Source organism: Streptomyces hokutonensis (assembly GCF_042751305.1).
GTDB lineage: Bacteria > Actinomycetota > Actinomycetes > Streptomycetales > Streptomycetaceae > Streptomyces > Streptomyces hokutonensis_A.
Genome location: NZ_JBHYWD010000002.1, coordinates 234,566 through 254,418 on the forward strand (window position 1 = coordinate 234,566; position 19,853 = coordinate 254,418).

At 70.3% G+C, this 19,853-nt stretch carries 17 protein-coding genes; 6 read left to right on the forward strand and 11 right to left on the reverse strand.

Going from position 1 to position 19,853, the window contains the following annotated elements:
* Positions 1-17: 17 nt before the first annotated feature.
* The 3 genes from treS to ACFXC1_RS07195 form a co-directional block, all read right to left on the reverse strand.
* Complete coding sequence (gene treS / locus ACFXC1_RS07185) at positions 18-1,736, reverse strand: maltose alpha-D-glucosyltransferase (protein WP_381239945.1); 1,719 nt, start codon at positions 1,734-1,736, stop codon at positions 18-20.
* Complete coding sequence (locus ACFXC1_RS07190) at positions 1,733-3,724, reverse strand: alpha-1,4-glucan--maltose-1-phosphate maltosyltransferase (RefSeq protein ID WP_381239948.1); 1,992 nt, start codon at positions 3,722-3,724, stop codon at positions 1,733-1,735. The genes treS and ACFXC1_RS07190 overlap by 4 nt, the downstream gene beginning before the upstream one ends.
* Before the next feature lie 72 nt (positions 3,725-3,796).
* The gene (locus ACFXC1_RS07195; protein ID WP_381239950.1) at positions 3,797-4,105 is read right to left on the reverse strand and encodes a DUF5133 domain-containing protein; all 309 of its coding nucleotides are present in this window, start codon (positions 4,103-4,105) and stop codon (positions 3,797-3,799) included.
* 298 nt (positions 4,106-4,403) lie between these two features.
* On the opposite strand from ACFXC1_RS07195, the gene ACFXC1_RS07200 reads away from it, so the two are divergent.
* Positions 4,404-4,907 (forward strand): pep a2, encoded by a 504-nt coding sequence (locus ACFXC1_RS07200; protein WP_381239953.1) that lies wholly within the window; start codon positions 4,404-4,406, stop codon positions 4,905-4,907.
* Positions 4,904-7,039 (forward strand): glycogen debranching protein GlgX, encoded by a 2,136-nt coding sequence (gene glgX / locus ACFXC1_RS07205; protein ID WP_381239956.1) that lies wholly within the window; start codon positions 4,904-4,906, stop codon positions 7,037-7,039. Before ACFXC1_RS07200 ends, glgX begins: the two co-directional genes overlap by 4 nt.
* 3 nt (positions 7,040-7,042) lie before the next feature.
* Here glgX and ACFXC1_RS07210 read toward each other — a convergent pair whose 3' ends face one another.
* Positions 7,043-7,846: a VOC family protein gene (locus ACFXC1_RS07210; protein ID WP_381239959.1), complete on the reverse strand. Its 804-nt coding sequence runs from the start codon at positions 7,844-7,846 to the stop codon at positions 7,043-7,045.
* Positions 7,847-7,990: 144 nt separating this feature from the next.
* On the opposite strand from ACFXC1_RS07210, the gene ACFXC1_RS07215 reads away from it, so the two are divergent.
* From ACFXC1_RS07215 to ACFXC1_RS07230, 4 genes are all read left to right on the forward strand, one after another.
* A complete protein-coding gene (locus ACFXC1_RS07215) occupies positions 7,991-8,446 on the forward strand; it encodes a MarR family winged helix-turn-helix transcriptional regulator (RefSeq protein WP_381239962.1) in 456 nt (151 codons plus the stop codon).
* Positions 8,443-9,303: an ATP-binding cassette domain-containing protein gene (locus tag ACFXC1_RS07220; protein ID WP_381239965.1), complete on the forward strand. Its 861-nt coding sequence runs from the start codon at positions 8,443-8,445 to the stop codon at positions 9,301-9,303. Before ACFXC1_RS07215 ends, ACFXC1_RS07220 begins: the two co-directional genes overlap by 4 nt.
* A complete protein-coding gene (locus tag ACFXC1_RS07225) occupies positions 9,263-10,123 on the forward strand; it encodes an ABC transporter permease (RefSeq protein WP_381239968.1) in 861 nt (286 codons plus the stop codon). The genes ACFXC1_RS07220 and ACFXC1_RS07225 overlap by 41 nt, the downstream gene beginning before the upstream one ends.
* 189 nt (positions 10,124-10,312) lie before the next feature.
* Entirely contained in the window at positions 10,313-10,828 is a 516-nt protein-coding gene (locus tag ACFXC1_RS07230; protein ID WP_381239971.1) for a hypothetical protein, read from the forward strand.
* A 12-nt stretch (positions 10,829-10,840) separates the two neighbouring features.
* On the opposite strand, the gene hemC is transcribed toward ACFXC1_RS07230, so the two are convergent.
* The 7 genes from hemC to ACFXC1_RS07265 form a co-directional block, all read right to left on the reverse strand.
* Positions 10,841-11,776 carry a hydroxymethylbilane synthase gene (gene hemC, locus ACFXC1_RS07235; RefSeq protein WP_381239974.1) on the reverse strand — a complete coding sequence of 312 codons (936 nt, stop codon included), beginning with the start codon at positions 11,774-11,776 and terminating at the stop codon, positions 10,841-10,843.
* A gap of 71 nt (positions 11,777-11,847) precedes the next feature.
* Complete coding sequence (locus tag ACFXC1_RS07240) at positions 11,848-13,416, reverse strand: MGH1-like glycoside hydrolase domain-containing protein (protein WP_381239977.1); 1,569 nt, start codon at positions 13,414-13,416, stop codon at positions 11,848-11,850.
* A 77-nt stretch (positions 13,417-13,493) separates the two neighbouring features.
* Positions 13,494-14,270 carry an NPP1 family protein gene (locus tag ACFXC1_RS07245; RefSeq protein ID WP_381239980.1) on the reverse strand — a complete coding sequence of 259 codons (777 nt, stop codon included), beginning with the start codon at positions 14,268-14,270 and terminating at the stop codon, positions 13,494-13,496.
* A gap of 138 nt (positions 14,271-14,408) precedes the next feature.
* Positions 14,409-15,380 carry an ATP-dependent DNA ligase gene (locus ACFXC1_RS07250; protein WP_381239983.1) on the reverse strand — a complete coding sequence of 324 codons (972 nt, stop codon included), beginning with the start codon at positions 15,378-15,380 and terminating at the stop codon, positions 14,409-14,411.
* A gap of 71 nt (positions 15,381-15,451) precedes the next feature.
* Complete coding sequence (locus ACFXC1_RS07255; RefSeq protein WP_381239986.1) at positions 15,452-16,141, reverse strand: response regulator; 690 nt, start codon at positions 16,139-16,141, stop codon at positions 15,452-15,454.
* Complete coding sequence (locus ACFXC1_RS07260; protein ID WP_381239989.1) at positions 16,138-17,349, reverse strand: sensor histidine kinase; 1,212 nt, start codon at positions 17,347-17,349, stop codon at positions 16,138-16,140. The genes ACFXC1_RS07255 and ACFXC1_RS07260 overlap by 4 nt, the downstream gene beginning before the upstream one ends.
* A gap of 145 nt (positions 17,350-17,494) precedes the next feature.
* Complete coding sequence (locus tag ACFXC1_RS07265; protein ID WP_381239992.1) at positions 17,495-19,699, reverse strand: MMPL family transporter; 2,205 nt, start codon at positions 19,697-19,699, stop codon at positions 17,495-17,497.
* Positions 19,700-19,853: the final 154 nt, after the last annotated feature.

The following is a 19,853-nucleotide window of genomic DNA, read 5'->3' on the forward strand; positions in this document are numbered from 1 at the left end:
CTTTCGCGGGCACATCCTCAAAGTCGTCGGCCGTTGCGGGGAGCGGCTCGCGAGAGCCGGAACCAGTAGAAGCCGTGTCCCGCGAGCGTCAGCAGATACGGCAGCTCACCGATCGCGGGGAAGCGCACCCCGCCGATCAGCTCCACGGGATGCCGGCCGTCGAACTCCCGCAGATCCAGCATGGTCGGCTGCGCGAACCGCGAGAAGTTGTGCACACAGAGCACGAGATCGTCCTCGTACTCGCGCAGGAACGCGATCACCGCCGGGTTCGTCGACTGGAGCTCCGTGTAGGAGCCGAGGCCGAACGCCGGATTCTGCTTGCGGATCTCGATCATGCGGCGGGTCCAGTGCAGCAGCGAGGAGGGCGACGACATCGACGCCTCGACGTTGGTGACTTGATAGCCGTAGACGGGGTCCATGATCGTCGGCAGGAAGAGGCGCCCCGGATCGCAGGAGGAGAAGCCCGCGTTGCGGTCGGGCGTCCACTGCATGGGGGTGCGGACGGCGTCGCGGTCGCCGAGCCAGATGTTGTCGCCCATGCCGATCTCGTCGCCGTAGTAGAGGATCGGCGAGCCGGGCAGGGAGAGCAGCAGGGCGGTGAACAGCTCGATCTGGTTGCGGTCGTTGTCCAGCAGAGTCGCCAGACGCCTGCGGATGCCGATGTTGGCGCGCATGCGGGGGTCCTTGGCGTACTCGGCCCACATGTAGTCGCGTTCCTCGTCGGTGACCATCTCCAGGGTCAGCTCGTCGTGGTTGCGCAGGAAGATGCCCCACTGGCAACCGGATGGAATCGCGGGGGTCTTGGCGAGGATTTCCGAGACGGGATACCTGGACTCCCGGCGTACGGCCATGAAGATGCGGGGCATGACGGGGAAGTGGAACGCCATGTGGCATTCGTCGCCGCCGCTCTGGAAGTCGCCGAAGTAGTCGACGACGTCCTCGGGCCACTGGTTCGCCTCCGCCAGCAGCACCGTGTCCGGATACATCGCGTCGATCTCGCGGCGGACGCGCTTCAGGAAGTCGTGACTGGCGGGCAGGTTCTCGCAGTTGGTGCCCTCGGCCGCGTAGAGGTACGGGACGGCATCGAGCCGGAAGCCGTCGATGCCGAGGTCCAGCCAGAAGCGGAGGGCGGCCAGGATTTCTTCCTGGACGGCCGGGTTCTCGTAGTTGAGGTCCGGCTGGTGGGAGAAGAAGCGGTGCCAGTAGTACTGCTTGCGGACCGGGTCGAAGGTCCAGTTCGACGCCTCGGTGTCGACGAAGATGATGCGGGCGTCGGGGTACTGCTTGTCGTCGTCGGCCCACATGTAGTAGTCGCCGTACGGCCCGTCGGGGTCCCTGCGGGATTCCTGGAACCACGGGTGCTGGTCGCTGGTGTGGTTCATGACGAAGTCGATGATGACCCGCATGCCCCGCTGGTGCGCGGAGTCCACGAACTCGACGAAGTCGGCGAGGTCCCCGAACTCGGGGAGGACGGCGGTGTAGTCGGAGACGTCGTAACCGCCGTCGCGGAGCGGGGATTTGAAGAACGGCGGGAGCCAGAGGCAGTCGACGCCGAGCCACTGGAGGTAGTCGAGTTTGGCGGTGATGCCCTTGAGGTCACCGATGCCGTCGCCGTTGCTGTCCTGGAAGGAGCGGACCAGGACCTCGTAGAAGACGGCGCGTTTGAACCACTCGGGGTCCCGGTCCTTGGCGGGAGTGTCCTCGAAGGTGTCGTGGACCGGTTCGTTGACAGTCATGAAGCTCTTGACCCTCCGCTCTGTGTGGACCGCCGGACGTGGAACACGTGCGCGGGAGCCCGGCCGGGTTCCAGACGCACATAGTTGGTCCTGCCCCACTGATGGGACTCACCCGTCAGTTCGTCGTGCACCGACATGGATTCGTGTGATTCCAGGCCGAGTTGCGGCATGTCCAACGAGACCGTGGCCTCCTGGGTGTGGTGCGGATCGAGGTTGACGACCACCAGAACCGTGTCCACGCCCGTGGTCTTGCTGTACGCGATCAGTGCGTCGTTGTCCGTCCGGTGGAAGCGGAGATTCCTGAGCCGGTGCAGCGACGGGTGGCGACGCCGGATCGCGTTGAGCGAGGCGATGAGGGGAGCGATGCTACGGCCTTCCCGCTCGGCGGACGTCCAGTCGCGGGGCCGGAGTTGGTACTTCTCGGAGTCGAGATACTCCTCGCTGCCCGGCCGGAGAGCGGCGTTCTCGCACAGTTCGTAGCCGCTGTAGACACCCCAGGTGGGGGAGAGCGTCGCCGCCAGCACCGCGCGGAGTTCGAAGGCGGGGCGGCCGCCGTGCTGGAGGAACTCGTGGAGGATGTCGGGGGTGTTGACGAAGAAGTTGGGCCGCATGTAGGCGGCCGCCTCGCCCGAGAGCTCGGTCAGGTACTCGGTGAGTTCCTGTTTGGTGTTGCGCCAGGTGAAGTAGGTGTACGACTGCTGGAAGCCGACCTGGGCGAGGGTGGCCATCATCGCGGGGCGGGTGAACGCCTCGGCCAGGAAGATCACGTCCGGGTCGGTGGCGTTGATGTCGGCGATGACCCGCTCCCAGAACACCACCGGCTTGGTGTGCGGGTTGTCGACGCGGAAGATCCGCACCCCGTGGTCCATCCAGTGCCGCAGCACCCGCAGCGTCTCCGCGACCAGGCCGTCCATGTCGCGGTCGAAGGCGATCGGGTAGATGTCCTGGTACTTCTTCGGCGGGTTCTCCGCGTAGGCGATGGTGCCGTCGGGGCGGTGGTGGAACCACTCCGGGTGCTTGTCCACCCAGGGGTGGTCCGGCGAGCACTGGAGGGCGAAGTCGAGCGCGATCTCCATGCCCAGCTCACCGGCGCGGGCGACGAACGCGTCGAAGTCCTCCAGCGTGCCGAGCCGGGGGTGGATCGCGTCGTGGCCGCCCTCGGGGGAGCCGATCGCCCAGGGGACACCGACATCCTCGGGCCCGGCGGACAGCGTGTTGTTCGGACCCTTGCGGAAGGCCGTCCCGATCGGATGGATCGGCGGGAGATACACCACGTCGAAGCCCATCGCCGCGATTGCATCGAGCCGCCGCGCGGCCGTACGGAACGTGCCGTGGGGCTCGGCAGCCGTGCCCTCGGAGCGGGGGAAGAACTCGTACCAGGAGCCGTAGAGCGCCCGCTCCCGCTCCACCAGCAGCGCACGAGGCTCCGAAGCAGTCACCAACTCCCGCAGCGGATATCGCTCCAGCGCTCCCTGCACCGCCGGCGTCAACGCGGCCACGAACCGCGTCCCCACCGGCAGTGAGTCGTCGCGGAGCGTCTCCGCGGCGGCGAGCACCGCGGCCCGTGCCGGTCCCTCGGGCACCCCGGTGGCGGCGCGCGCGTGGAGTTCCGCGCCCTCCTCCAGCATCAGGCCGACGTCGACGCCGGCCGGGATCTTGATGCGGGCGGCCCGGCGCCAGGTGGCGATGGGATCGCCCCAGGCCTCCACGACGTAGGACCAGCGCCCCGGCGCGTCCGGGGTGACCTCGGCGCCCCAGCGGTCGCTGCCGGGGGCGAGTTCGCGCATCGGCGTCCACGGGCCGGGGCGGCCGTCGGGGTCGTGGAGAACGACGTTCACGCCGATCGTGTCGTGGCCCTCGCGGAACACGGTGGCCGTGACCTCGAACGTCTCGCCGACCACCGCCTTCGCCGGGCGCGCGCCGCTCTCCACGGCCGGGCGCACGTCACGTACCGGAATGCGGCCGATCGGTGCCGGGGTCGCGTTCATGGGTCTCACCTCCGCCGTGCTCGTGGCCGGGCTGTTCACCCGGTGGGGGGCCAAGCTGCGCCGGAAGGGGGACTACCTTCCCGCCGGGGAACGCCGGTCGACGGCGACGGTGACCGGTGGCCCGCGGTGTACGACGGCCGTCGTACGGGGGCGTCCGTTCTGCTCCTGGAGGTACGAGCCCGTGCTGCTGTGCAGATAGCGTTCGGCGGCTTCCGCGGCCTCGCGCGCGCAGCGCTTCCCCATGAGCACGCACAGGGTGTAGCCCGAGTCCTCGAAGGTGGCCCGTACCGTCCGGTCGCCCGGCGATGCGAGCATCACGCGTTCCCACGCCCGGTAGCGCCGCAGTTGGCGGGCCACTTCGGCTTTGGCGGGTAGCAGCATGGCGCTGTTCACCTTCCGCCTCGGCGGACCGCGGTTCCCGACCATCGGGTGGCGGCCGTGCGCGGAGCGGCATGGCTCCGGCACGGCAGTCGAGGCTTTCACTCATGGTGCACAGGTGATGACCAAGCGTCTTGTTGGATCTTCAACTACCTCATGGGTCGCTCGTGTTGCACGAATGGCCTAGCGCTCGCACTCTGGAGCTGACTCAGAAGCGATCAGTGCTCACGCTTCGTGTTCGGGGCCCCGGCCCCGCAGGGCGAGGGGAAGCGCGAGCTTCGCCGGTAGGGAGCCAACGAAGATGAAGACCGCAGTGCCCTGCTACTACCACCTCGACGTGGAAGTCAGTCCGGAACGGGTCGGGCAGGTCAGGCGCATCCTGGCCGCCCATCTCCGCCTCTGGGACCTGGAGGTTCTCGTGGACCCCGTCTGCCGCGGCGCCGAGCTGCTGCTGCGGGCCATCGACGAGCACGCCACGGACAAGGACGCGTCGATCGAGCTCTGGTGGAACGGCCAGCACCTGATCACCGCCATCGGCGACAACGACCGCGATCTGCGCCCGGACCAGGATCTCCGTCCCTGCCTTGCCCGGATCGCCGCGATGAGCGACGGCTGGGGCTGCTGTGCCACCGAGACCGGAAGCAAGGTCATCTGGTTCTCGCAGCGCGCCCCCAGCGGCGAACGCGTCCCGCGTGTTCCCACCACTCCCGCGCCGCGCCTGCGGGAGATGCTGCAACTTCCCCGCGCGGTACCGCCCGCGCTGCCGGCCCGCCCGGTGCTCGGCGTCCTGGAGGACGCCCGGTGACCGCGAGCCAGCGCCGGAAAGGGGTGTCCGTGTGGAGCGGGCACCCCTATCCATTGGGTGCCTCCTACGACGGGAAGGGCACCAACTTCGCACTCTTCAGCGAGGTCGCCGAACGCGTCGACCTGGTCCTCGTCGAGGACGACGGCAGCCACCGGAACGTCCGGCTGACCGAGGCCGACGGCTTCGTGTGGCACTGCTACCTGCCGGGCGTCGGGCCCGGGCAGCGCTACGGCTACCGGGTGCACGGCCCGTGGGCTCCGGCCGCAGGACACCGCTGCAACCCGGCGAAGCTGCTCCTCGACCCGTACGCCCGGGCGGTGGACGGCCAGATCGACAACGACCCCTCGCTGTACGAGCGTTCGGCCGGACCCGCCCCCGGCGACAGCGCCGGGCACGGCATGCTCGGCGTGGTCACCGACCCCGCATTCGACTGGGGCGACGACAGCCCGCCCCGGCGCTCGTACGCCGACACAGTGATCTACGAGGCCCATGTGAAGGGGCTGACCCGCACCCACCCGGAGGTCCCGGAAGAACTCCGGGGCACCTACGCGGGGCTCGAGCACCCGGCCGTCGTCGACCATCTCGTCTCGCTCGGGGTGACCGCCGTCGAGCTGATGCCGGTGCACCAGTTCATCCAGGACGGAGTGCTCCAGGACCGGGGCCTGTCCAACTACTGGGGCTACAACACCATCGGCTTCTTCGCGCCCCACAACGCCTACGCCGCACACCGCGAACGCGGCGGACAGGTAACCGAGTTCAAGTCCATGGTGAAGGCGCTGCACGCCGCCGGGCTCGAAGTGATCCTCGACGTCGTCTACAACCACACCGCCGAGGGCAACGAGAAGGGCCCCACCCTCTCCTTCCGGGGCATCGACAACGCCTCCTACTACCGCCTGGTGGACGGCGACTGGGGCCACTACTACGACACGACGGGCACCGGGAACAGCCTGCTGATGCGGCACCCCTACGTCCTCCAGCTCATCATGGACTCGCTGCGTTACTGGGTCACCGAGATGCATGTCGACGGCTTCCGCTTCGACCTCGCGGCCACGCTGGCCCGGCAGTTCCACGAGGTGGACCGGCTCTCGGCGTTCTTCGACCTGATCCAGCAGGACCCGGTGATCAGCCGCGTCAAGCTCATCGCGGAGCCGTGGGACGTCGGGGAGGGCGGCTACCAGGTGGGCAACTTCCCGCCGCTGTGGTCGGAGTGGAACGGCAAGTACCGGGACGCCGTACGGGACTTCTGGCGCGGCGGCGAGCACACGCTCGGCGAGTTCGCGTCCCGGCTCACCGGCTCCTCCGACCTCTACCAGCACAGCCGGCGCCGACCCCGCGCCAGCGTCAACTTCGTCACCGCGCACGACGGGTTCACCCTGCGCGACCTGGTGTCGTACAACGACAAGCACAACGAGGCCAACGGGGAAGGGAACCGGGACGGCGAGAGCGGCAACCGGTCCTGGAACTGCGGGGCCGAGGGGGAGACCGACAACCCCGGCGTGCTGGAGCTGCGCGCCCGGCAGCAGCGCAACTTCCTTGCCACGCTGCTCCTTTCGCAGGGCATCCCGATGTTGAGCCACGGCGACGAACTGGGCCGGAGCCAACGCGGCAACAACAACGCCTACTGCCAGGACAACGAAGTCTCCTGGATCGACTGGGAGTTGACCGACGAGCAGCGCGAACTCGCAGCGTTCACGCGGTACGTCATCGGGCTGCGCGCCGCCCATCCCGTGCTGCGCCGGCGCCGGTTCTTCCGCGGCGAGACCGCCGTGCACCCCGGACAGCCGCTGCCCGACCTGGTGTGGCTGCTGCCCGACGCCCGCGAGATGACCGACAAGGACTGGCAGCGCTCGGACGCGCACTCGGTAGGGGTCTTCCTCAACGGTGACGCCATCGCCGAACGCGACCCGCACGGCGGGCCCGTCGTCGACGACTCCTTCCTGCTCCTGCTGAACAGCTACTGGGAGCCGGTCGACTTCCGTCTCCCGGACGTCACCTACGGCGAGCGCTGGACGACCCTGATCGACACCGCCGAACCGCAGGGCACCCCGGACGAGACGGAACACAAGGCCGACACGGAGATGGTCGTGGAGGCGCGCAGTCTGGTGCTGCTCTCGCGGCCCGCCCGGCGCTGAGCGTCAGGGGGCCCCGCGCGAGGTCACCGTGAACTGGGCGCCGTCCGGGTCGCGCAGCACGGCCTCGTGGGCGTTCTCCCGCAGGACGCTCCCGCCGTGCGAGGCCACGACCCGGGAGGAGGACCGGATGTCCGAGACCGCGAAGTGGACCTGCCAGTGCGGGCGGACGGTCGGGTCGGGAGCCGCCTCCAGCGCGCCGGACTCGATCCGCGCCACGACATTGCCGCCGCTGCGCAGGACGACCTCGCCGCCCTCGTACCGCACCTCGCAGCTCGCCGGGTCCGCCGACGCCCAGTCGAGGACCTCGCCGTAGAAGATCGCCGCGTCGAAGGCGTCCCGGGTGTGCAGGCGGACGAAGGCCGGGGCCGAGCGGCGCCAGGTCTCCCAGCCGCCCATGAGGTCGCCCTCCCAGATGCCGAAGGTCGCGCCGTCCCGGTCGCCGAGCAGGGCCGCGCGGCCGGGCGGGAAGGAGAGCGGGCCCACGGCGACCGTGGCGCCGCGCTCGCGGACCCTTGCCGCGGCCACATCCGCGTCGGGCACGGCGAAGTACGGCGTCCAGGCCACCGGGATCTGCCACATCGAGGCCACCGCGCCCAGGCCGGCCACCGGAATGTCGTTCGCCGTGGCGATCCGGAACTGGTCGCCGAGCCGGGCCGAGCGCCACTTCCAGCCGAACACGGCCTCGTAGAACGCCTCGGTGGTATCCACGTCGCGGCTGGTGAGACTCACCCAGCAGGGGGCGCCGAACACCGTGCGGGTGGAGACGGAGTCAGGTTCTCCGGGGGACGTTGTCCTGTCGTGGTTCATGGCAGTCGCGTTCCGATCTCCTGGACCGGCGGCCACCGGTCTCCTCCTCAGTGTCCAACCGGAACCGGTTCCGCTGCCTCCCGAGCGGGTGTCTTGACCATCCTTTTGGGTTAGTTACCTCTGCTAAAGAGGTAATCTCCGGGTGTGGAGACGGAGAAATTCCCGGAAGAGCTGGCCGACGCGCTCGTCGGGGTCCAGCGGCTGATCCGCAGGCGACTGCGGAGCGAGATGACCATGCCGCGGTTGCGCGGCGCCGAGGTGGAGCTGCTGCGCCTGGTCGAGGTCCGGCCCGGTATCGGCATCTCGGAGGCGGCCAAGGAGCTGTTCCTCGCGAGCAACTCGGTGTCGACCCTGGTCAACCAGCTCGCCCGGGACGGCTTCCTGATCCGCGAGACGGACCCCGCCGACCGGCGCGCCGCCCGCCTCCAGCTCACCGAGACGGCCAAGACCCGCCTCGGCGACTGGCACGCACGGCGCGCGGCCCTCGTACGAGCGCAGGTCGACCGTCTCGACCAGGCGGACCGGGACGCGCTGCGCGCGGCGATCCCGGCCCTGCACCAGCTGGCCGTCAATCTGCACGAGGAGGCCGAGGACTCATGACGCAGGACACTGCCACCGGGCGGTCCGCAGCCGTCAGCTGCACCCGGCTCGCCTACTCCTTCGGCGAGACCACCGCGGTGGACGGGCTCGACCTGTCCGTGGGGGAGGGCGAGGTCTTCGGACTGCTCGGCCCCAACGGCGCCGGAAAGACCACGGCCATCCGCTGTATCACCACCCTCCTGCCGGTCCCGGCGGGCATGGTGCACGTCTTCGGCCACGACACGGCCAAGGAGCAGATGTCGGTACGCCGCATGCTCGGCTACGTCCCACAGCAGCTGTCCGCCGACAGCGGGCTCACCGGCCGCGAGAACGTCGCTCTCTTCGCCCGCGTCTTCGACGTCCCGCGCAGAGAACGCGCTGCCCGCGTCGCCCAGGCGCTACGGGCCGTCGACCTCACCGACGCCGCCGACCGGCTCGCGAACACCTACTCCGGCGGCATGGTCCGCCGCCTCGAACTCGCGCAGGCCCTGGTCAGCGCGCCCCGGCTGCTCATCCTCGACGAGCCCACCATCGGCCTCGACCCGATCGCCCGCACCAGCGTGTGGGAGCACATCAACGCCGTGCGCGAGGCGACGGGCATGACGGTCCTGGTCACCACCCACTACATGGACGAGGCCGACCAGTACTGCGACCGCGTCGGCCTGATGCACCGCGGCCGCATCCGCGCCCTGGGCACCCCGGTCCAGCTCCGCGAGGGCCTCGGCGAACGCCGCCGCGCCGACGGTGCGCCCGCCACCGATCCGCTGCCCACCCTCGAGGACGTCTTCCGGGACATCGCCGGCAGCGGTCTCGAAGACCGGTCAGGAGGTTTCCGCGATGTCCGAAGCACCCGCCGCACCGCGAACCGCGTCGGCTGACCCCGCACCCGAGTACGACCTGAACCTGCTGCTCACCCCGCCCCAACCCCGGTCCGGCTGGCGCCTGTTGCCCGCCCGCGTGATCGCGATGTGCGCGGTGGAACTCCAGAAACTCCGCCACGACCGCACCGAGTTGTACACCCGGGCCGTCCAACCGGCCCTCTGGCTGCTGATCTTCGGCCAGACTTTCACCCGCATCAAGGCGATCCCCACCGGCGGCATCCCCTACATCGACTACCTCGCCCCGGGCATCATCGCCCAGTCCGCGATGTTCATCGCCATCTTCTACGGCATCCAGATCATCTGGGAGCGCGACGCCGGCATCCTCAACAAGCTCCTCGTCACCCCCACCCCGCGTTCGGCGCTGATCACCGGCAAGGCCTTCGCGGCCGGTGTGAAGTCGCTGATCCAGGCCGTCGTCGTGGTCGTCATCGCCGCGAGCCTCGGGGTGGCGCTGACCTGGAACCCGCTGAAGCTGATCGGCGTCGGGGCGATCGTGATCCTCGGCTCGGCCTTCTTCTCCTGCCTCTCGATGACCATCGCCGGCATCGTGCTCAGCAGGGACCGGCTGATGGGTTTCGGACAGGCGATCACCATGCCGCTGTTCTTCGGCTCCAACGCCCTCTACCCGGTGGCGATCATGCCCGGCTGGCTGCAGGCGGTGAGCAAGGCGAACCCGCTCAGCTACGAAGTGGACGCCCTGCGCGGGCTCCTTCTGGGTACCCCGTCGCATGTGGGCACCGACTTCGCCGTCCTTCTGGTGGCCGCCGCGCTGGGCATCGCGGCCGCTTCCTCCCTGCTCGGACGGCTGGCTCGCTGATCTTGCCGGGGACGTGATGTGCGGCACGCCCCCGAGCACGGTTCGGTGGCCGGAAACCGGATTCTTGCTGCGCACGGCTTGATCAGTGATCAAGCGGGCGAAAACGCTGGCCACAGCGCATTCTGCTCATTTGACAGTGCGCTGAGCACACAGATAGGAAGCAGCTCTCTGAGGTCGAGAGGGTGCATTGTGTACGAGCCGAACGTGGTCGGGGACTGGCACGAGTACGACGAACATGCCGGTCTGCGTGTCCGCGTCCACAGCCTGGCGGCAGCCGAGCCGCCGCGCGGACGCGACGACGCCGCCGAAGGGCTGACGTACTTCACTCTCCGTGTCACCGTCGAGAACCGCGGCACCCGGCACCTCGGCATCCACCTGGAGGACGGCCAGATCGACATCAGGGTCGGTCCGGACGGCGAGAGCGCCTTCATCGACTGGCGCAGCTCGCAGTTCATCGAGGGCTTCGACGTCTATCCGCTGCGCCGCGCCACAGCCGTCCTGTACGCGGCCGGTCCGGAGGCGTCCCTGACACAGGTGGACGTACAGGTGCAGCTGCGGGTCGAGGAGGAGTGGACCGAGCGGCGCCTGTGGGCGGGCGGTATCGGGCTGTGCGAGGAGGCCGTCGCGGCCTGTGCCGGGCGGGACGGCCTGGCGCACCAGGTGAGCAACTTCCTCCGCGACCAAGCGGAACCCGGCACCCCCTGAGCCTCTCGGGCGTCAGTGCGGGATGCCGTCGATGATCTCGCGGGCGCCCTGCCGCAGCAGCGCCACCGCCACCGAGGTGCCGAGCGTCGCCGGGTCCAGCCGGCCCGCCCACTCGTGGGCGTTGAGCCGGGTCTTGCCGTCCGGGGTGAACACACAGGCGCGCAGCGACAGTTCACCGCTCCGGTCGACCTGGGCGTACCCTGCGATCGGGCTGTTGCAGTGCCCCTGGAGGACATGCAGGAACATGCGCTCCGCCGTCGCCTCACGATGCGTCTCGGGGTGACCGAGCCCGCTGATCGTGTCGATGACGTCGGTGTCGCCCTCACGGCACTGCAGGGCGAGGATGCCCGCGCCGATCGGCGGCATCATCGCCTCGGCGGACAGCACCTCGGTGGCCACGCCCATCCGGCCGATGCGCTCCAGCCCCGACACCGCGACCAGCAGCGCGTCCGCCTCGCCCGCCGCGAGCTTCTCCAGTCGCCGGTTGACGTTGCCGCGGAACGGCACGCACTCCAACTCCGGGTGCGTGGCGGCGAGTTGCGCGACCCGGCGGACCGAGGAGGTGCCGACACGGGTACCGGCGGGCAGCTCGTCGAGGGTCAGCCCGCCCGGATGGATCAGGGCGTCGCGGATGTCGTCCCGCTTCAGGAACGCGGCGAACGTCGTACCGGCGGGCAGCGGCCGGTCGGCGGGCACGTCCTTCATGCAGTGCACCGCGAGATCCGCCTCACCCGCGAGCAGCGCGGCGTCCACCTCCTTGGTGAACGCCCCCTTGCCCTCGACGGCGGACAGGTCGCCCATCCACTTGTCGCCGGTCGTCTTCACCGGCACGACCTCGGTGCGCACCTGCGGATGAAGGACGGCCAACTCGGCGCGGACACGCTCCACTTGGGCCAGCGCCATGGGCGAGTCGCGGGAGACGATTCGGATCAGTTCGGGCACGGACATGCGGACACGATAGACCTTCCGGCACCGTGCCGTGGACCGGACCCGGTCACCTGGCGACTGTGACGTACGCGTCACACCGTGTCGGTGAGGACCACATGCAGGGTGCGGTGACCGGTCCCGTCGGCGGGTACGACGGGTTCCCCCGGCCGCCCGTCGACCGTGCAGGACCGCACCCGGCTCCCGCTTCCGCTCAGCGCGATGTCGAGGGTCGTGCCCCGGTACCGCAGCCCGCGCAGCCTCACCGCGCCCCAGGCCGGGGGCAGACACGGGCGCAGCCGTAGCGAGCCGTCCGTGAACGTCAGACCGAACAGGCCGTCGTGGATCAGCCGCAGATACGCGGTCGCCGACCAGGTCTGGTCGGGCTGGGACACGAAGTGGTTCGCGTGGCCACTGGCGCCTCCCTGCCAGCCGCCGTCCACGGCACCCGTCACCGAGTTGTACAGCTCGTAGAAGCCGCCGCTCGTGGCGATCAGACCGGCGAGGGTGTCGACGGCGAGGGCGAACGGTCCGGCGCGGCCCGCGTCCGCCGCGGCCTGGCCGTACAGCCCGTGGACCATAGGCCACACCATCACGTTGTGCCGCCCCGGACGCCGGTCGTCGAAGCGCGGGAAGTGCGGCCAGACGTTGACGATGCCGTACGGCTGCCAGTGCGTGGAGTCGAGGATCCGGCCGGCGCGTTCGGTGTCGGCGACGCCCAGGAGGACGGCGAGGGCCAGTCCCGCGCCCTCCTGGGAGGTGTCGAGGTGTCCGGCGAGGGGGCCTTCGCCGTGGACGAGGTAGCCGTAGGTGCCGGCGTCGGCGCGCCACAGGTGCCGGTCGACCGCCGTGCGCAGCTGCTCCGCGTCCGAGCGCAGGGAGGCGGCCTGTACGGGGTGGCCGAGGGCCTCGGACATGGCGGCGAGGGCGAGATGGGCGCCGTAGTAGAGGCAGTTGGTCGACAGGCACATCAGCTTCTTGGCGTGCGGGTGGTCCAGGACGAAGGACGAGTGGACGGACTTCGAGGCGGGCGGGCTCGGGTAGCCGGAGATGCCGTCGTTCATGAAGCCCGGGCCCTCGAAGAGGCCGAACGTCGGGTTGAGGTGCTGGGCGCGGCGGGTCGCGAGGGTGCGCGAGGACGTCTCGTGGGCCCGGGTGAGGAAGTCGCGGTCGCCGGTGACCAGGTAGTGGTGGTGGGCGGCCAGGACCCACACGATCTGGTCCCACCACTGGTTGTCCTGCTGGACGACGAGCCCGTCCCGCGACCGGTCGACCACGGACCACAGGGTGTTGCGGGCGACCTCGGGCGCGAGCAGGCTGACCCCGCTCCACGCGTTGACGGCCGCGTCCCGCGTCCAGCGCTGGGGTGCGGGGTAGCCGCCGCCGGCCCGGACGACCGTGCCGGGCGGGTAGCTGAGCAGGCCCGCCTTGTCGTAGACCGAGCGGTCCGCGCCGATGGTGTTGGCGCCGGACACGGACCTGAGCGCGGATGCGTACAGGTCACCGAGCCGGTGCTGGGTGGCCGGGTCGTCGAAGGCGAGGGTGGGCACGGTGTATCCGTTCCCGGGGGCCGGGCCCTGCGCACCCGCCGGGATGGCCGTCGCTCCGGCGATGCCCAGCGCGATCAGGAGAGCCCGCCGCGAGACCCTGCGTTCAGCTGCCACGTTCCGTCCTCTCGGGCTCCCGGGGTCGAGATGGTCCCGGGAGCCCTGAGAACGATGGTGCCCTGCGGACGGTACCGTCAGGCGGCGGGATCGAACGAGATTCCGGAAGGCTTCGCCGACGTGAGGTGGGCCACGAAGTTGGCGTCCTTGAGCCCGAAGTTCGCACTGCCGAAGTCGTAGGCGCTCAACTTGTCGCGCAGGCCCGCCGGGTAGCCGTTCCAGCCGACGAGCGGCGGGTACTGCCAGGTGTGCTTGTCGTTCTCCGGCGGCTCGTCGTTGGCGTTCGCCAGCCGGAAGTCGTGCGTGCCGATGCCGTCCTTGTGGTAGACGATCTTGGCGTGCGTGCCGTCGAAGCGGACCTCGGAGGCCGCGTGCACGGTGAACGAGCCGTGGTTGGACGTCGAAACGTACTGGATCGTGCCGTTCTGCACCCATACCACGACGTGCTCCCAGTCGTTGCGGTGCCCGCCGATACTGGAGTTGGCGATCGCCTGGTCCTTCTCGAAGTACAGGCCGTACATGTACGCGCACCAGCCGTTGTTGCACTTGTAGCGCGAGTAGCTGTTGGTGTTGTCGAGGTCCGAGGTGTCGTGGCACTCGCCGCTGAGCGAACCCGTGGGGTTGAGGCCGCCGTTGATGGTGCCGTCGGGGCCGATCGCGGGTGTCGGGTAGCAGCCGTCCGTGTCGTAGTCGAAGGCGGGCAGATATGTCTGCTCGGCCGCCTCGGCGTTGGCGGGCAGTGCCTTCGGCGGGGCCGCGAAGGCGGCGGAGGGGAAGGCGATGACGAGTACGGCCGCACCGCCGAGACCGGCGAGCCACCTTCCGCGGCGGGTCCGGGACTTCTGGGACGACACTGCGTTCTCCTCTTCGGGCGCAGCCCAACGGCTGTGGATGGAAAGGGCTTTCAGAGTCCCTGCTTTCCATGTACACGCCAAGGGGGTGAGGTGTCGCGACGGTGACCCGCCGCCCAATACTTGAGCTACGCAAGTTCTTCAGTCCTCCGGCAGGTCCGCGGCCGACTCCTGCGGTGCCAGGTCGGGGCGCAGTCGCAGCCAGGACGGCTGTCGCAGCATCCCGGCCCGGGTGCGGGTGCTGTAGCGGACCTCGCCGACAAGGCGGGGCACCACCCAGCGCGCCCCGGCCACCGCCGGCACCGGATCGAAGGGGCAGGCGTCGGTAGCGGCGGCCCGCAACAGTGCGGCGAGTTCGGCACGTTCGGCCTCGCTCCAGCCCGTGCCCACATTGCCGACGTACCGCAGCCGCCCGGCCGTGCGCTGCCCCACCAGCACCGCGCCCGGCAGCCCCGACAACCGCCCCTTGCCCGGCACCCACCCGCCGACCAGCACGTCCTCACTGCGCAGATTACGGATCTTGATCCAGGCCCGGGACCGCACCCCGGGCTCGTACACCGAGTCCAGCCGCTTGCAGACCAGCCCCTCCAGGCCGTGTTCACGGGTCGCCCGCAGCGCCTCGGCACCATGTCCCGTGAGCGCGGCGGGAGTTGACCAGTTCGGGCCGTTCAGTCCCAGTCGCTCCAGCTCGGCGCGACGGTCGGTGTAAGGGAGCCCGAGGAACGGCCTGTTGAGGTGGGGAACGTCGAACAGCACCAGATGGACAGGGTTGTTCGCGGCCCGGTGTGCCGCCAGAGCGGGCGAGTCGGCCAGCCCCATCCGGTTCTGCAGCAACTGGAAGTCGGCGCGGCCCTGTTCGTCCAGGGCCAGCACCTCACCGTCCAGGATCGCCCGCGTGCTGCCCAACTCGCGGCCCAGGGGCAGGAGTTCGGGGTAGGCGCCGGTGATGTCCGAACCGGAACGGGCGCGCAGCAGGACGCTGCCGTCGCCGGGGAGGTACACCAGCACGCGCTGGCCGTCCTGCTTGGTCTCGTAGGCCCAGCGGGCGTCCTGTCCGGCGGGCGGGAGGGTACCGGGGGTGGCGAGCATGGGGGCGATGTAGGGGAGGGGCACGCCACAGGTGTCGACGGCGAGCGGGTGCGGCACGCCTGTTCGGCGGGGGGTTCGCCTGAACGGGCGCTCCGTCAGAGTGCGGGACCGGCCGGCGGCGGTGCCTGCACCAGCCCCGACTGGTAGGCCATCACGACGAGTTGGGCGCGGTCGCGGGCGTCCAGCTTGGTCATGGCGCGGTGCACATGGGTGCGGACGGTCAGCGGGCTGACGTACAGCTGCTCGGCGATCTCGTCGTTGGAGCGGCCCTCGGCCGCCATGGCCATGATCTCGCGCTCCCGGGCGGTGAGGACGTCGAGCCGGTCGGGTGTCGCCAGGCGTGCGCTCGGTGCGGGGGTGGCCAGGAAGCGGCTGATCAGGGTGCGGGTGGCGAGCGGGGAGAGGAGGGACTCGCCGCACGCGACCGTGCGGATGCCGGCGAGCAGTGCCTCGGCGGTGACGTCCTTGCCGAGGAAACCGCTGGCGCCGGCCCGCAGGGCCTGTGCCACGTACTCGTCGACCTCGAAGGTGGTGAGGATCAGGACACGGGTGCCGGACAGCGCCGGGTCGGCACAGATGGCGGTCGTGGCGGTGAGGCCGTCGGTGCCGGGCATGCGGATGTCCATCAGGACGAGGTCGGGGCGGTGTTCACCGGCCAGCGCGATCGCCTCGGCGCCGTCGGCCGCCTCGCCCACCACCTCCATGTCCTCGCAGGTGTCGATCAGGATCCGGAAGGTGGCCCGCAGGAGGGCCTGGTCGTCGGCGAGCAGCACACGGATGGTCATGGGGTTCTTTCTTCCGGTTCCGGGGCGCTGGGGTACAGCGGCAGTTCGGTGGTGACTTCGAAGCCGCCCCCGGCCCGGTGCCCGGCCCGCAGGGCACCGCCGACCGACCGGGCGCGCTCCCGCATCCCGATCAGCCCGAAGCCCTGGCCAGGGGGCGGCGCCGGGACGGTCGTCGCACCCGGGCCGTCGTCGGACACGGTGACGGTCAGGCGGTCGTGGGAATAGCGCAGGCGCACATGAGCCGACTCGGTCGTGGCGTGCTTGCTGACGTTGGTGAGCGCCTCCTGCACGATCCGGTACGCCGTCAGGTCCACCCCGGCCGACAGCGGGCGCCGTTCGCCCTCCGTGGTGACGGTGACCACGAGTCCGGCGCTGGCGAACGCGTCGGTCAGCTCGGCGAGTTGGGCCAGCCCCGGGCTCGGGGCCAGCGGTGCGCCGGGATCGTCGGCCCGGCGCAGCAGGCCCACCGTGCCCTTCATCTCGCGCAGTGCGGAGGACGTCGTACCGGCGAGCTCGGTCAGGATCCTCTGCGCATGGTCGGGGTGGGTGCGCGCCAGATGGGCGGCGGTGCCGGCCTGGGCGTGGGCCAGGGCCAGATGGTGGGCGACGACGTCGTGCAACTCCCTCGCGATGCGCATCCGTTCCTCGGCCACCCGGTGCCGGGCCTCCTCCTCCCGGCTGCGCTCGGCGTACTCGGCGCGCGCCTGCACCGCCTCCAGATAGGCGTCCCGCAGCCGGAGCGCGTTCCCGGCGACGACGGGCAGCAGCAGCCAGGCGGCCGGGCCGACCGTCTTGAACGGCCAGGGGTGATGCACCGGGTCTACCAGCGTCGCCGTGGTCACCAGCAGCACGGCCGACGCGACGAAGTGGCGGCGGGCCGTCCTGCGCCGGGTGAGCACGGCCAGCCGGTACAGGGCGAGCATCAGCGGCCCCAGCATCAGCGGGGTGAGGAGGCAGCCCAGCGCGGCGGCCCCGGCGGCGGCGACCGCCGTGACGGCGACGACCACGCGGGGGCGGGTCCGCTGCCAGAAGAGGGCCGCGCAGGAGATCGCGGCGAGCGCGATCGTGGGGGCCACCGCGTCCGGCCCGGGACCGCGCGGCACGTTCAGCTCGCTGCCGAAGAGGAACATGGCGAACAGCAGCACCGCCGACATGGTGTCGACGGTGCGGATGTGCTCGTCCGCGTACCGCTGCCAGCTGTGGTGCATCGGTGTCTCCGGTGGGTCTCCTGTGACCATGGTGGGCGATGCCCGGTCCTTGCCTGGGGCAGGGTCCCGCCGTTTGGGTCCGGGGACAGGCGGCGGGGCCGCCCGCGTCACGCTCTGCGGGCGGCCCATCGGGGGAGGGGCGGAGTCAGGCACGGGTGACCGGCACAGGTTCGGGAACTGCTGGGGCCGCGGGCTCCCTGCGGGTGAGTGCCTCGCCCTCGACGTCGATGTTCGGCAGCAGCCGGTCCAGCGTGCGCGGCAGCCACCAGGCGGCGCGGCCCAGCAGCGCCAGGACGGCGGGCACGATCGCCATCCGGACGACGAAGGCGTCGAGCAGCACGGCCGCCGCGAGCCCGAAGCCGATCATCTTGATCATCGTCTCGCCGGCCCCGATGAAGCCCGAGAACACCGCCATCATGATCAGCGCGGCGGCCACGACCACGCGGGCGCTGTAGCGGAACCCGGTCGCGATGGCCTGCGCCGGCCGGTCCCCGTGGGCGTAGGCCTCCCGCATACGGGCGACGAGGAACACCTCGTAGTCCATGGCGAGTCCGAAGACGATGCCCATCAGGAAGATCGGCATCATGCTCATGATCGGGCCGGTCTGTTCCACGCCCAACAGGCTTGCGCCGTGGCCCCATTGGAAGACCGCGACGACCGAACCGAGCGAGGCGAGCACCGACAGGAGGAAGCCGAGGGCCGCCTTCAGGGGGACGAGGACCGAGCGGAAGACCAGGAGGAGCAGGAGGACGGCCAGGCCGACCACGACCGCGAGATAGGGGATCAGCGCGTTCTGCACCTTCTGCGCCACGTCGATGTTGACGGCGGTCGTACCGGTGACCAGGAACGTCGTGCCCGTCGCGGACTCGATCGCCGGGCGCTCGGCGCGGATGGTGTGGACGAGGTCCTTCGTCCGCTCGTCGCTGGGGCCGGTCGACGGGACGGCCGAGAAGACGGCGGTGTCGCCCGCCGGGTTGAAACGGGCCGGGGAGACGGAGACCACGCCCTCGGTGGCCGCGATCCGCTTCGAGATCGTCGATACGGCGGCCTTCGTGCCGTCGGCCGACTTCGAGTCGACCACGACGGTCAACGGCCCGTTGAAACCGGGCCCGAAGCCCGTAGCGAGGTCGTCGTAGGCCCGGCGTTCGGTGGTGGCCGTGGACTTCACCTCGTCGCCGGGCATGCCCAGTTGGAGGTCCGCCACCGGAAGCGCGAGCGCCCCGAGGCCCACCACGCCGAGCAGCAGCACGGTGACCGGACGGCGCAGCACGAACCGCGCCCAGCGGCTGCCGCCGTTGTTCTCGCCGTTCTCCTCGATACTCCCCTTCTTGCGGGCGGAGCGGGACAGTACGGCGTTCGGCCAGAACCCGAGCAGCGCCGGGACCAGCGTCAGCGCGATCAGGACGGAGACGACGACCGCACCGGCGGCGGCCAGCCCCATCTTGGTGAGCGTCGGGATGCCGACCACCGACAAACCGGCCAGAGCGATGACAACGGTTAGACCGGCGAACACAACTGCCGAACCCGCCGTCCCGGCCGCGAGTCCGGCCGCCTCCTGAGGTGCGTGACCCTTGGAGCGCTCCTCGCGATAGCGGGAGACGACGAACATGGCGTAGTCGATGCCGACCGCGAGGCCCAGCATGGTGGCCAACGTGCCTGTCGTGGAGGACAGGTTGAGGGCCTTCGCCAGGGCCAGGACAGAGGACATGGCGATCCCCACCCCGATGACCGCGGTCAGCAGGGGCAGTCCGGCCGCCGCGAGTGAACCGAAGGTGATCAGGAGCACCAGGGCGGCGATCGCGATGCCGATCGCCTCGGCGCTGCCGCCCGCCGCGGGCTGGGTCGCGAGCGCGGTGCCGCCGACCTCGACGGTCAGGTCCGACGCACGGGCCCGGTCAATTGCCTTCTGCAGATGGGCCTTTGAGGCATCTGTCAGGTCGTGCGCCTTCACCTTGAAGGTGACGGTCGCGTACGCGGTCGTCGCGTCCTTGCTCACCGCCTTCGCCGTGAACGGGTCGACGGCGCTTGCGACTTGGGAGCCGTCGGCCGCCTCGGTCACCAGCTTCTCGACGACCGCCCTGTTCGCGGCCGCAGTGATCTTCTCGCCGTGCGGGGCCACGAACACGATCCGCGCGTTCGCACCGTCCGCCGCCGAACCCGGGAAGCGCTGCCCCAGCAGGTCGAACGCCTGCTGCGACTCGATCCCCGGCATGGACGACCCTTCGTCGGGGGCCTCGGGAGCCCTGACGGCTGCGAAGCCCACGGCGGCCAGCACGGTCACCCAGAACAGGGTGACCAACCAGCGTCGCCGGAAAGCCAGTTGGCCCAGTCGATGGAGAAAAGTAGCCACGGGACGGAGTGCTCCACATCTGCTCTCGGGGACCGGCCCAGACTCGCGGGCGGACCCCCGTCCCGTCGTCGTGCGGCTGCCGACAATCGCGGCTACTGAGAACGCAGTACGCGCCGCCGGCCGTGTCATCCCCTGGCACGACCGGCGGCGCGCG

Excerpts from the sequence above, each read along its gene's own strand:
- ACFXC1_RS07190 (WP_381239948.1), bottom strand. The coding sequence starts at position 3,724 with ATGAACGCGACCCCGGCACCGATCGGCCGCATTCCGGTACGTGACGTG.
- ACFXC1_RS07195 (WP_381239950.1), bottom strand. The coding sequence starts at position 4,105 with ATGCTGCTACCCGCCAAAGCCGAAGTGGCCCGCCAACTGCGGCGCTAC.
- ACFXC1_RS07220 (WP_381239965.1), top strand. The coding sequence starts at position 8,443 with ATGACGCAGGACACTGCCACCGGGCGGTCCGCAGCCGTCAGCTGCACC.
- ACFXC1_RS07260 (WP_381239989.1), bottom strand. The coding sequence starts at position 17,349 with ATGCACCACAGCTGGCAGCGGTACGCGGACGAGCACATCCGCACCGTC.
- ACFXC1_RS07225 (WP_381239968.1), top strand. The coding sequence starts at position 9,263 with ATGTCCGAAGCACCCGCCGCACCGCGAACCGCGTCGGCTGACCCCGCA.
- ACFXC1_RS07200 (WP_381239953.1), top strand. The coding sequence starts at position 4,404 with ATGAAGACCGCAGTGCCCTGCTACTACCACCTCGACGTGGAAGTCAGT.
- hemC (WP_381239974.1), bottom strand. The coding sequence starts at position 11,776 with ATGTCCGTGCCCGAACTGATCCGAATCGTCTCCCGCGACTCGCCCATG.
- ACFXC1_RS07255 (WP_381239986.1), bottom strand. The coding sequence starts at position 16,141 with ATGACCATCCGTGTGCTGCTCGCCGACGACCAGGCCCTCCTGCGGGCC.
- ACFXC1_RS07210 (WP_381239959.1), bottom strand. The coding sequence starts at position 7,846 with ATGAACCACGACAGGACAACGTCCCCCGGAGAACCTGACTCCGTCTCC.
- treS (WP_381239945.1), bottom strand. The coding sequence starts at position 1,736 with ATGACTGTCAACGAACCGGTCCACGACACCTTCGAGGACACTCCCGCC.